Source organism: Ralstonia sp. 25C, assembly GCF_051904805.1.
Taxonomy (GTDB): domain Bacteria; phylum Pseudomonadota; class Gammaproteobacteria; order Burkholderiales; family Burkholderiaceae; genus Ralstonia.
The window spans coordinates 176,191-188,106 of the sequence record NZ_CP196738.1 but is presented as its reverse complement, the minus strand read 5'-3'; the positions used below and the strand labels follow the sequence as shown (position 1 = coordinate 188,106).

General features: G+C 65.5%; 12 protein-coding genes. 6 read left to right on the top strand and 6 right to left on the bottom strand.

Annotated elements, in window-relative coordinates; translation table 11 throughout:
• The first annotated feature begins 125 nt into the window (after positions 1-125).
• The gene (locus ACS7SF_RS19340; RefSeq protein WP_439893765.1) at positions 126-680 is read left to right on the top strand and encodes a Spy/CpxP family protein refolding chaperone; all 555 of its coding nucleotides are present in this window, start codon (positions 126-128) and stop codon (positions 678-680) included.
• Positions 681-692: 12 nt separating this feature from the next.
• On the opposite strand, the gene ACS7SF_RS19335 is transcribed toward ACS7SF_RS19340, so the two are convergent.
• From ACS7SF_RS19335 to ACS7SF_RS19320, 4 genes are all read right to left on the bottom strand, one after another.
• Positions 693-1,133 carry a universal stress protein gene (locus ACS7SF_RS19335; RefSeq protein ID WP_426400049.1) on the bottom strand — a complete coding sequence of 147 codons (441 nt, stop codon included), beginning with the start codon at positions 1,131-1,133 and terminating at the stop codon, positions 693-695.
• Between the two features lie 140 nt (positions 1,134-1,273).
• A complete protein-coding gene (locus ACS7SF_RS19330; RefSeq protein WP_439893764.1) occupies positions 1,274-2,143 on the bottom strand; it encodes a helix-turn-helix domain-containing protein in 870 nt (289 codons plus the stop codon).
• A gap of 89 nt (positions 2,144-2,232) precedes the next feature.
• Complete coding sequence (locus ACS7SF_RS19325) at positions 2,233-2,673, bottom strand: hypothetical protein (RefSeq protein ID WP_439893763.1); 441 nt, start codon at positions 2,671-2,673, stop codon at positions 2,233-2,235.
• A complete protein-coding gene (locus ACS7SF_RS19320) occupies positions 2,670-3,080 on the bottom strand; it encodes a glycoprotein (RefSeq protein WP_439893762.1) in 411 nt (136 codons plus the stop codon). Before ACS7SF_RS19320 ends, ACS7SF_RS19325 begins: the two co-directional genes overlap by 4 nt.
• Before the next feature lie 817 nt (positions 3,081-3,897).
• Here ACS7SF_RS19320 and ACS7SF_RS19315 point away from each other — a divergent pair.
• From ACS7SF_RS19315 to ACS7SF_RS19300, 4 genes are all read left to right on the top strand, one after another.
• A complete protein-coding gene (locus ACS7SF_RS19315) occupies positions 3,898-6,681 on the top strand; it encodes an EAL domain-containing protein (RefSeq protein WP_439893761.1) in 2,784 nt (927 codons plus the stop codon).
• Between the two features lie 126 nt (positions 6,682-6,807).
• Positions 6,808-7,311 (top strand): DUF6622 family protein, encoded by a 504-nt coding sequence (locus ACS7SF_RS19310; RefSeq protein ID WP_439893760.1) that lies wholly within the window; start codon positions 6,808-6,810, stop codon positions 7,309-7,311.
• A gap of 76 nt (positions 7,312-7,387) precedes the next feature.
• The gene (locus tag ACS7SF_RS19305) at positions 7,388-8,197 is read left to right on the top strand and encodes a TOBE domain-containing protein (protein WP_439893759.1); all 810 of its coding nucleotides are present in this window, start codon (positions 7,388-7,390) and stop codon (positions 8,195-8,197) included.
• Positions 8,198-8,202: 5 nt separating this feature from the next.
• Positions 8,203-8,703 carry a flavodoxin family protein gene (locus ACS7SF_RS19300; protein ID WP_439893758.1) on the top strand — a complete coding sequence of 167 codons (501 nt, stop codon included), beginning with the start codon at positions 8,203-8,205 and terminating at the stop codon, positions 8,701-8,703.
• Positions 8,704-8,715: 12 nt separating this feature from the next.
• Here ACS7SF_RS19300 and ACS7SF_RS19295 read toward each other — a convergent pair whose 3' ends face one another.
• Together ACS7SF_RS19295 and modB are read right to left on the bottom strand one after the other, a co-directional pair.
• Entirely contained in the window at positions 8,716-9,477 is a 762-nt protein-coding gene (locus tag ACS7SF_RS19295; protein WP_439893757.1) for a sulfate/molybdate ABC transporter ATP-binding protein, read from the bottom strand.
• The gene (gene modB / locus ACS7SF_RS19290; protein WP_439893756.1) at positions 9,474-10,160 is read right to left on the bottom strand and encodes a molybdate ABC transporter permease subunit; all 687 of its coding nucleotides are present in this window, start codon (positions 10,158-10,160) and stop codon (positions 9,474-9,476) included. Before modB ends, ACS7SF_RS19295 begins: the two co-directional genes overlap by 4 nt.
• A gap of 435 nt (positions 10,161-10,595) precedes the next feature.
• Here modB and ACS7SF_RS19285 point away from each other — a divergent pair, with 435 nt between their 5' ends.
• Positions 10,596-11,672, top strand: coding sequence for a LuxR family transcriptional regulator (locus ACS7SF_RS19285; protein WP_439893755.1), 1,077 nt, complete (start codon positions 10,596-10,598; stop codon positions 11,670-11,672).
• Positions 11,673-11,916: the final 244 nt, after the last annotated feature.

Below are 11,916 nucleotides of genomic sequence, written 5' to 3'. Positions count from 1 at the left end.
GGCCTGCGGTTGCCCTGGCAGAGTTCAGGAAAACTCCACGGTTCGCCCACCTTTGGTGCGCCTTCGCTGGCTACAGTGATTGCATGGCTGGCATGTCCGGCCGACGTTTTCACAGGAGCCCAACCATGATCGTTGCTACACCTCGCCGCCTGGCTGCCATTGCTGCCGGGCTGTTGCTTTCCTGCGCCGCGCTCGCCCAGACGGCCGCACCACCGGATGCCGCTCCGCTGGCGCCGCTGCCGCATCCCGGAATGATGGGCCCGGGCATGATGGGCCGTGGTCCCGGCCCCGGTCCCGGCATGGGTGCCCCGGGCTCGCATCGTGGCGGTGCCCCCTTCCTGCGCGGGCTGAATCTGACGGAAGAGCAGCGCGACAAGATCTTCGCCATTGAATACGCACAGATGCCCGAGGCACGCGAACAGCGCAAGGCCATCGAGCATGCGCATCGCGATCTACACAAGATGGTGGTGTCGGGCCAGTATGACGAGGCGCGCGCCCGTGCGCTCACCGAAACCCTCGGCCGTGCCGTCGCCCGTGAAGCGCAATTGCGCGCGCAGGCCAGCGCGAAGATTCTGCAGGTGCTCACGCCCGAGCAGCGCCGGCAAGTGAGTGAGCGCGAAGCCGCGCGCGTCGCAGAACTGGAGCGCGGCGAAGGTGCACCTGAACCGGTGCCGATGTAACCGGCGCCGTCGTTACCGGTACACCACCACCGGAATGCTCGCGTAGGTCAGCACCTTGCGCGTTTCATTGCCGATCAGTAACCGGCCCATCAGGCTGCGATGCCCGTGCGACGCCATGAAGATGACGTCGCACGCGTGCCGCTTGGCCGCATCCAGAATGCCCAGGTAGGGCTCGGGAAACTGCGTCACGTCGCTATCGAACTGGATGCCTTCTTCCTGCGCACGCTGGGCGATGCGCTCGATACACTGCTTGGCATGCCCCTGCACCTGCTCCATGTAATGCGCGTGCGGACACTCGCCCACGCCGGCCGAATAGGCCATGTTGGGAAACTCTTCGATGCAGTTGTACGCGGTGAGTTTGCAGCCCGTGGCACGCGCCAGCTTGAGCGCGCCTTCAATGGACTTGCGGCACTGCTCGGAGCCGTCGGTCGGCAGCAGGATATGGGTGAACATGGTGCTCTCCATGGGGGACCCGTCTCCAAATTACTGCGCCGCACAGAGCGCTTCCATCGTGGAAAACGCTAGGACGTACGCGGCTTTTCAGCCGATGCTGAATACGATCGTTCGTTTTCTTGCTGCAGCGTGTAACCAGCTTAGGCGCCTTGCCACGCCCGCCGGTAGAACGACGGCGATGCACCAAGTTGCAGTGCGAAGCGTCGGCTGAAATGGCTGGCGCTGGCAAAGCCGCAGCGTTCGGCAATGGTCGCCAGAGGCAGGGTCGTGTTGCGCAGCAGATCTTGCGCGCGGGCCAGTCGCCGCTGCATGACCCACTCGTGCGGCGCCACGCCGAATGACGCGCGAAACATCCGCGCAAAGTGGAACTCCGACAGGTTCGCTTCCGCAGCCAATTCACCGAGGGAGAGCGGCAGATGCAACTCCGCATCGATGCGCGCGGCGATGCGCCGGCACACATGCGGCGCCAGTCCACCGCGTACTGGCAGGGCGCGGGTGCGGCCCTGCGTCTGCACGAGATACGACAGCGTGTCGTTGGCCAGCGCGTTGGCGCGCATGCGGTCGTCGAGGTCGCTCCAGTCGAGTTGGGCGATGCGCGTGCAGGCTTGGGCGAGGTGCACATCTTCAATGAAGGTGCGGTCGTGCAGCGTGAACAGGCGTGGCTCGGCATCGAGCAGGCGCACCGCGTGCCCTGCCAGTGCATCGGGCGCGAAGTAGAGATGGACGAAGCGCATCGGCTGTTCGATCACCCACGCAGACTGATGCTCCGCAGGCAGCATGCACACGCGCCCTGGAGCACCGAAGAGGTGCGGTAGATCTTGCCGATGCGTGGTGTAGCCGCCCTGCAGATAGACCGACAGCGTGTGGTGCCCGGGTTGGGTGTAACGCGCCTCATCGTGCTCATTGCGCCAGATGGCGGCAGTGACACCATCGCCCAGATTGGCGACGCGCTCCAGCGACGCCCGTGACCCGCGCGCGAGCGTGCCGAAGACGCTGGCGTCTGCGGTCACACGCGGATCAGGCGACGAAGGGTTGGGAGCGGGGCGCACCCGGTGATGTTACCAACGACGGCCACGCGATGGGCGCGGACGTTGCACCGTCAGCCCGTACACAGCTGGCGGGCCACCGCGCTGGCCAGGCCCACGCCTTCCACCGGTTGCCAGGCGGCGTCATTGCCAAACTGTTTTTCGGTGACGGTCAGCGCGCCCTGGTATAGCTTGGAGCGCGAGACGGAGAACTGCCTGGTAGGGCAATCGATGGTGTAGAGAAAGTCCGCCATGTCGCCGCGGAAGGCGCCAAACATCCGTTGCAATGAACGCTTGCCCGCACGGTTGGACGCCTCCACGCGCACCCAGGCGCTGATCGGGCCGCTGGGCATGCGCTGCACGCTGCCGGCATCGAGCGATGCGTAGCTGTCGGGTTGATCCGGCAGCGCGACCCAGCGTTCGGCGCCGCTGGCCGACATGGCTGCGCTGGCGAGCACACCGGCCAGCAGGCTGGCGATCAGGCGGGCGATTGCGCGGCGCGTGGTGAGCATCATCGCGTCTTGGTGTTGGGGCTGGGATTGGTATTACCGCTGCCCGGCACCGGAATGGCAATCGAATCTGAATGGCTGCAGGCCATGGTTACGCCGGCCTTGTCGACGTCGACCAGCACCGCGCCGGGCTTGTCGCTGTTGGTGGGCGTGCCGGCCAGGCTGCCCGACAGGCGCCGCATGATGTTTTGGCACGTCGGGCCCGGGCCCTTGGGTGCCTTGGCTGGTGTGGCGGGGGCTGCGTCACGGCTGGCTGCGGCGGTGACTGGGCTCGGCGCAGCCGTAGTCGTTGCTGCGTGCGCGCGTGGCAAGGCCGCCAGCGCGGCCAGCACGGCCACGGCAATCAACAAACGTGAAGCACGCCGTGAAGACGACGCGCACAACGAACGGGAGGGGGGAGACAAAGATGGCATGGCGGTCCAGACATGGGCATCCAAATGCGCCTGCGGGTTCACCCTGGGGCAGGCGCGCTTATCGGGCAGTAACGGCACATTCTCTCCAAACTTGACGCGGCAATCTGCCCCAGGCTTCACACGGGGTGATTTGGGCAGCGCAAATATATTCGCCCCGTCAACATAATGCTTGCGCGCGGAACATTCACGCCCGCATGCCGACCAACCAATATGCCGGGGTGATTTACTCGGTGGCTCCCGCACGAAGGCCCGTCCTGAGAAATGGGCATCACAAGGGTTCTCGACAAGGCCACCAGAGCAGCCCAAGACGCAGGCGGGATCAGCAGCAAAGGGGTATGTGAAGTGCCAGCAGAAAAAATGGCGACGGAAAATAAATAGGGATGGAATACCCTGCCTTTTCCGCCCTTTGTTTTTTCATGCCGGACACTATGATTCAAAACGTGGAAGCGATACCGGCGCAGCACTGTGCCGGGGCATCGTGGGTCGGTTCTCCTCTCTGGAACAGATCGACACGGTCCAGAGATTTCAGCCCGCGCCTCGTCAACTGAGCGCGGGCTTTTCTTTGCCCGCGCAGTGGGGTGGCGCCGTGGTGGCACATAAGAGCCGCTAACAAAACTGTCCTGGCTAGGCGTGCCGACGCAGACAGTACTGAAGTACCGAATGTTCGTCACTGCGGGAGGCGCAACGACGCCAGGGCGGTTTTGTCAGCGGCTCTAAGGGCACTCTTCAGTTTTTCGCCATCGCGCCGTTTTGCATAGGGTCGAAGCGTGCAGTCTCGCTTTCTGTTGCCGTCGCTGACCAAGCAAGCGTATCCCCGATGACTCGTTTCCACCCGGCCGATGCCGGAGCCTCTCCTGTTGACGCTGCGTCGCCGCTCGCACCCGAGTCGCGCCCCGCGGTGGCGGCAGCTATGGTGACGGACGCAGCCGCGGCGGAATCCACCGGCACGGACTTCGGGGCACTGGCCAAGCTGTCATCCGACGCTGTGCTGCTGACCGTGGAGGGGCGGGTGGTGCGTGCCAACCCCGCCGCCGCGCGCTTGATGAATGCGCAGGACCCAGCACAGCTGGTCGGCGTGCAGCTCGCTGGTCTGATTCACCCGGACGATGTTCCGCAAGCGCTGCCACGCGTGGCGCGGATGGTGAGCAGTGGCCAGCCTGCCGAGCCCGTCGAGCACCGCTTGGTCCGCGCTGACTACACCCATGTGCTGGTCGAAACGGTTGCCGCCGCGTGCGAGCATGAAGGCCACCCCGCCGTCATGCTGGTGCTGCGTGAAGCTGGCTCCCACCACGCACTCGAACGCCACGCCGTGCAGGCGCGTGCCGAGGCGCTGCACGCGCGCCGTTTGCTTGCCTCGGAGAACGCCGTGCTCGCGCAACTTGCCTCTAATGCGACGCTCTCAACGGTGTTGCGCCATCTGTGCCTGTACGTCGAGCAGGTCTATCCGAATGCCATGTCGGCGGTGCTGCTGCTCGACACCGAAAGCCGGCCTGACCACCCACGCCTGCGTGTGGCCGCCGCACCGACGCTGCCCGCCAGCTATGTCGCCACGCTGGAAAACGCCCCGATCGGCGCCGACGCGGGCGTATGTGGCTGCGCCATGTTTCTGGGCGACACCGTGGTCATTGACGACATTGCCGGGGACCCGCGCTGGCAGCACGAGCGCACCGCGGCACTGGCGGCCGGCTTTGGCGCGGCATGGGCATTGCCGATCCGATCGTCACGCGGTGACAAGCTGGGCGTGCTCGCCCTGTTTTACCGCGAGCGCTGCGTGCCGGCAGACGAGGAGCAGCATTTCCTGGACGACGTCACCCACCTGGCGGGCGTCGCCATCCAAAAAGACGCCGTTGAGCGCGGCCTGGCCGAAAGCGAAGACCGCTATCGCCTGGCCATTTCGAATCTGCACGAAGGGGTCGTGATCCAGTCCGCCCAGGGCGTGGTGCTGGCGGCCAATGCCAGCGCCGAGCGCATCCTGCGCTTGCGCCCGGGGCAGCTGGTGGGGCGCGATCGGTTGGAAGCCATCCAGCGCGTGGTGGACGAAGACGGCAAGGAAATCACCCTGAGCATGATGCCGTCGGGCTTTGTGCTGCGTACGGGTGAGCCGATTCTCGGTCGCGTGTATGGCCTGTTGCTCAAGACCGGCGAGCTGGTGTGGGTGCGGCAGAACATCATTCCCCTTCGCTCGACCGGCCGCCATGGCGAGGCTGTGCCGAGCAGCGTGATGCTGTCGTTTGCCGACATCACCGATATCAAACGCGCCGAGCAGCGCCTGCGCCATCTGGCCGCGCATGATCCGCTGACGGGGCTGACCAACCGTAGCTTCTTCACCGCGCACCTGGACGGCGCCATCGAACGCGCGCGCGATGAAAGCCGCGAGCTGGCCCTGTTCTTCCTCGATCTGGATCGCTTCAAGAGCGTGAACGATACCGCCGGCCACGCCTGCGGCGATACGCTGCTGCAAAGCGCCGCCGCGCGCCTGGCCGACTGCATCGGCCCTGGTGACGTGATTGCCCGCCTGGGTGGCGACGAGTTCGTCATCCTCGTCGAGCAGCGCGTGGAAGGCAAACGTATCGCCTTGCTGGCCGAGCGCTTGCTGCAGGCCATGCGCGAGCCGTTCGATACCGTCAACGGGCGCTATTACCTGGGCGTATCGGTGGGCGTGGCGCTGTATCCGCACGATGGGATTTCCGGCTCCGACTTGCTGCGCTCGGCGGATGCCGCCATGTACCGCGCCAAGCAGAACGGCCGCAACCGCGCGCAGTTCTACACGGCCGAGCTGAACGCCCGCCTGCAGCGCCGCTACATGCTCGAAAACGCGTTGCGTGATGCGCGCGACAACAACGAACTGCAGCTCGTCTATCAGCCCAAGTACGACCTCGCCAGCCACCGCATCGTCGGCGCCGAGGCGCTGCTGCGCTGGAACAGCGCCAAGCTGGGGGCGATCTCGCCGGTGGAGTTCATCCCGGTGGCGGAAGAGACCGGGCTGATCGTGCCGATTGGCGAGTGGGTATTGCGCCGCGCGTGCGAGCAGGCGGTGGTGTGGCATGAGGCGTTGGGCTACGACTTCCGCATGGCGGTCAACCTGTCGGCGCGCCAGTTCCAGGCCGGCGACGTGGTCCCGATGATCGAGCAGACGCTGGCCGAAACGGGCCTGCCGCCCACCGCGCTGGAAGTGGAAATTACCGAAAGCCTGCTGATGGGCGGTGCCGATGAGGTGCGCCCGATGTTCGACGCGCTGACCGCGCAGGGCATCCGTATTTCCATCGACGATTTCGGCACGGGGTATTCGTCGCTGTCGTATCTGCAGCGCTTCCCGATCAGCAACGTCAAGATCGACCGCTCCTTCATCACCGGTATTCCGGGCGACCCGGATTCGGTGGCGCTGACCGAGGCCATCGTCGCCATGGCGCGCGCCCTGGGCATGACCGTTACCGCAGAAGGCGTGGAGGATGCCGATCAGGTGGAATTCCTGGCCAAAGCGGGCTGCCAGGAAATCCAGGGCTACTACATCGGCAAGCCCGTCACGGCGGAAGGCTTTGACCGGCTGCTGCGCGCGCACCTCTCCGTGGTGGATGCTGGCGTGCGGGCCGCGCTGGGCTGACTGCTGGGCCGACCGGCTTTATCGACCACCCACGGCGGCATTTCTGCCATTCGTCGCAAACCGCTCCCGCGTGCGGGAGCCGGACCCTAAGCTGGCGGCATTCCAAATTCCCATGCGGAGACCGCCATGCTCCAATCCCTCGCTTCCATCGTGTCGCACACGCCCACCTGGGTGTTCGTGGTGTTTGCCGCGTTGATCGCCATTGGTGTGCGCCAGATGCAGCCGCGTACCGTATCGCGCCGTCGCCTGATCGTGTTGCCGATGGTGGTGGCCGGGTACTCGCTCTACGGCGTGGCGATGGCAAGCCATGGCAGCGCGCTGGCGCTCACGATGTGGCTGGTAGCCGGCCTGGTGGCGTTTCTGCTGACGTACATGTCGCCGCCCAGCGGCGCCGTGTCGGAAACGGCGGATACCGTGCGCGTGTCGGGTAGCTGGGTACCGATGGTGGTGATCCTTGGGCTGTTCAGCGCCCGCTATGCGTACAACGTGATGCTGGCGATCCATCCGGAAGTCATGCACTCCAATAGCTTCATGGCGCTCTTCAGCGCGCTGTTCGGGTTCCTGGGCGGGCTGTTGCTGTCGCGCTCGGTGCTGCTGCATGTGCGCACGCCCCGCTTGATCGCCGTGTGATTTGGCGCCCGCATGGGTGCCGCACGGATCAGCGCTAACATCCGCATGTTGCAATCTCCCTCCAAGATGAGACGACATGCTGGAACTCGACGGCACCATCTGGCTGCGCGCCGGTGACAACAACTGGGGCGGACATGGCCGCATCGCGCTGCTGTCCGCCATCGGGCAGACGGGCTCCATCACCGCTGCTGCAAAGGCGGTGGGCCTTTCCTACAAGGCCGCCTGGGACGCCATCGACACGATGAACAACCTGGCCGGAGAGCCCCTGGTCGTACGCACAACGGGTGGAAAGGGTGGCGGCGGCAGCGTGCTCACACCGCGTGCCGAGCGCTTGATCGAGAGCTTTCGTGTGCTCGAAGCTGAGCACCGCCGCTTTGTTGAGCGCCTGGATGCCGCCGCCGAGACTGCCAGCGAAGACGCCAACTTGCTCCGCCGCCTGATGTTGCGCACCAGCGCGCGCAACGCGTTGTTCGGCACGGTCGAGGCCGTTGCATCCGGCGCCGTCAACGACGTGGTGACGTTGCGCTTGGCCGGCGGCCAGGCGGTGTCCGCCACCATTACGCAGGAAAGCACACATGTGCTCGGGCTGGCGCCGGGTGTGCAGGCCGTTGCGCTCATTAAGGCACCGGCTGTGATGCTGCTGCGCGGGGCCGGGGAATGGCGCCTTTCCGCAGAAAACCAATTGCCGTGCGTGGTGACGGAGGTGCGCGAAGGTGCGGTGCAGTCGGAAGTTCGGCTGCGCTTGCTGGATGCCGAGTCTGCATCGGCCGAGACTGTGCTGGTGGCGATGCTTTCGCGCTCGGCGGTGGAAATGCTGGATCTGGCCGAAGGCGTGGAGGCCGTGGCGGTGTTCGAGGCATCGAGCGTCGTGCTGGGCCTCGTCTGAGCCCCATGACGACACCCAAGACCCTGCTCATCGTCTACCACTCCATGACGGGCGGCACGCGCCAGATGGCGGAAGCCGCGCAGGCCGGTGCCATGGCGGATGCCGGCGTGACGGTGCGCCTACTGCATGCCGCACAAGCTGGCCCTGATGACGTGCTGGCCGCAGACGGCTATCTGTTTTGCACCCCGGAAAACCTTGCGGCCATCAGCGGGCAGCTCAAGGACTTTTTCGACCGCTGCTATTACCCCGCGCTGGACCGCATCAACGGCCGCCCCTATGCGAGCCTGATTTGCGCGGGTAGCGATGGCGAGAACGCCGTGCGACAGATCGAACGCATTGCCACCGGCTGGCGGCTCAAGCGCGTGGCTGAGCCCATCATCGTGTGCACGCATGCGCAGACGCCGGAGGCCATCCTAGCGGCCAAGCAGATCGGCGCCGATGCGCTGGAACGCTGCCGGACCCTCGGTGAGGCGATGGCAATCGGGCTCGCGCTGGGCGTGTTCTAGCCGTAAGGGCGCCTAGCGGTTCACCACCGCCGTCAGATGCGGGTATGGCGACAACGGCGGCGCATCGGGTGCGCGCACCGCATCGGCCACCACCCGCCCATCACGCAACTCGAACACGTGGTCGCCGAAGATTTCGACATCCGCCGGGTCGTGCGTGATCATCAGCATGGGCACGTTCAGCCGCTGCTGCAGGGCCGACAACTCCGAACGCATGCGCGTGCGCAGCGCCGGGTCCAGCGCGGCAAAGGGCTCGTCGAGCAGCAGCATGGAGGGCTCGGCGATCAGCGCACGGGCCAGGGCTACGCGCTGGCGTTGTCCGCCCGAAATTTGTGTCGGGTAGCTGGCCGCCACGGCACTCAGTTCGAACGTGTCGATCCACTGCTGCACGCGTGGGTCGTGCATCCGGTGAATGCGGCGCGGCGGGTTGAACCACCCGCGCTTGAGCCCGAACGCAATGTTCTGCGCAACGCTCAGGTGGTTGAACAGCGCGTAATCCTGAAACAGATAGCCGACGCGGCGCTCTTGCGCGCTGAGGTTGATGCCTTCCGTGTGGTCAAACAGCGTGCGGCCATTGAGAGTGATGCGGCCGCGCTGGGGCGTCATCAAGCCTGCGATGGCGCGCAGAGTGAGGCTTTTGCCGGCGCCGGACGGGCCATACAGCACCACGCGCCGGCTTTCGGAGCGCAGGGCAACGTCCAACGAGAACACGCGCGCCGCGCTGGCGAGCGTCTTCTGCACAACGAGATCGATCATCACCGCAGGATTGGCACTCATGCCAGTTGCTCCTGCAGGCTCGGTGCGCGGCCTTGCAGCAGGCGGCTGGCCACCACCAGCACCACGATGCAGGTGAGCGAGGTGATCAGCACCAGCGTATTGGCGGTGGCGTCGTCACCGGCCTGCACGGCTTCGTAGATGGCGACAGAGAGCGTTTGCGTGCGGCCGGGCAGGTTGCCGGCAATCATGAGCGTTGCGCCAAACTCACCCAGCGCGCGCGCAAAAGCCAGCAACACGCCGGCGGCGATGCCGCGCGCAGCCAGCGGCAGCGTCACGCGGAAGAACACGGCCGCCTCGGGCAGGCCCAGCACGCGCGCGGCATTTTCCAGCTGGTGGTCCACGCCTTCGAACGCGGCGCGCGCGGATTTCATGACCAGCGGAAACGCCACCACGGTCGACGCGATCACCGCTCCCTGCCACGTAAACACGAGCTGGATACCCAGGCTGTCCAGCCACGCGCCGATTGGGCCGCGCCGGCCCAGCAGTACCAGCAGGTAGTAGCCGAGCACCGTGGGCGGCAGCACCAGCGGCAGCGTGAGCACGGAATCGATGACATCGCGCACGCGGCTACGCATGCGTGCCAGCGCGTAGGCGGCGCCGACGCCCAGGACGAGGTTGAGCGCCGTTGCCCAGCCGGCCACCTTGAGGGAGAGCAGCAGAGGCGTCCAGGTGGATGCAGACATGCGGGTGTGTTGGCAGGGGACCATCTCCCCACCGGCCGACCGTTGGGTCGTTGGGCGCAGGCGACAGCGTGGGTGAACTCACCGCAATATAGGGTTGGTGATAACGCTGGGTCAATCCTGACAGGATGATGCCCGGTATGCCGCAAGGGACATGGAAGCGCGGCCGCATGACAACTGTCGGGAGGGATTTACGCTGCGTTGCGACATAAACCGCGTCAACAGTGGGGCACTAAAAAGTTTTGTTGGACAATGTTGCTATCGACTTGCAACAATGCGCCAAAACGTAGGCCGGACGTCGCTTTTCACGATCCGCGCCCCGCGGTGTACAGGGTCACCGCACAGCAACAGTCATCCCCCGGGGGGGAACAGCCTCGGCTATGTCCGGTATGTAACCGGCGGCCGAGCGGGTGTTTCCACCATGACCGGAGGACGGCAATGGCCGCCGCACATCGCTCAGATGGTTTGCAGGCAGTACGTTTCCCCCGCGCCGAAGACCTGGCGCTGCCGATGGACATGCGCACCACGCTCCACGGTGCGCCGCAGCCCGATGTTCCACCCCATGCGAACACGGTCGTCCCGTTGGAACTCGACATCTCGCCAGCGTCAGAAGACATTGCACCGCTGCCCGGGCATGCCGATCCGCTGACCGCTCGCTCCATCCCGGACGATGCGGCCAACGGTGATCGCTTTTTCGTGCCGCTGCCACCGGGCACGGAAATCCTCCCAGTCGACGAGCATGCGTTGACGTTCGAGCCCGGCCCTCTGCCCCCCGGGCGGCTGCGCCTTGCCGCAGAGCTGCAGGCGGCCGGCAGTGTGGCCGAGCGCGCCCGGATCGTGTCTGGGTTGATGGGGCTGATGGGGTTCTCGTCGCTGGCGTATGCCTTGACCGAGCGGTACGAAGCCGCACCGCCCGCGGTGACCATGCTCAGCAACTACGTCAGCCCGCGCTTCGTGCAGCGGTATTGCGACGATCGCCTGTTCGCGGTCGATCCGCGCCTGCCCGCCGTGTTTGCGACGGGCATGCCGCTCGTGTGGGATCTGGCATCGCTGGCGCGCAGTCAGCCGCGCATGGAGCCGGCATTGCGCACCTTCCTGCAGATGATGGACGAGCATGGTCTGCGCAGCGGCGTGATCTTCAGCCTGGGCGCAGGAAAGGGCACGAGCCAGGCAGTGGTCAGTTTCAGCGCGCCACATGCGGGGCGCGAGTGGATCAGCGACAGCGTGCTCGGCCAATCCATCCTCTTTGGTATGGCGCTGCACCAGGTTTGGCGCGCGCCGCTGCAAACGTTCGCGCGCAACGCGCACGTGTGCCACGAAGAACCCATGCTATCGGCCATGCAACGCCGCGTGCTGACTTGCCTAGCCGCCGGCATGAGCGACAAGGAAATCGCCATCAAGCTGCACACCACGGCGCACAACGTGGATTACCACCTGCGCCTGATCCGCCGCCGCTACGGCGCCACCAACCGCGCACAACTCGCCTACATTGCAGGCCGCTTGAACTTGATCTGAGTGCAAGGGGCAAGCGAAGGTGCCGTGCGGCATTGAGAACGTGTTCCCGGTCCGTAGCGAGTGGCCTTCAGCGGGGTGAAGAGCAACACATGAAGTTCGATCCGTGTGGCGCATGAGGATCGTGAACAGGTTCTCAGGAAAAACCGCTACTGGATCGCGTAGTCCCCGGCATGGAGCCCGCCGGTCTCGCGCGCTTTCCTACGAATTTTCCGGATAGGCGTGCTTGGCAAGCGCGGCAATCATG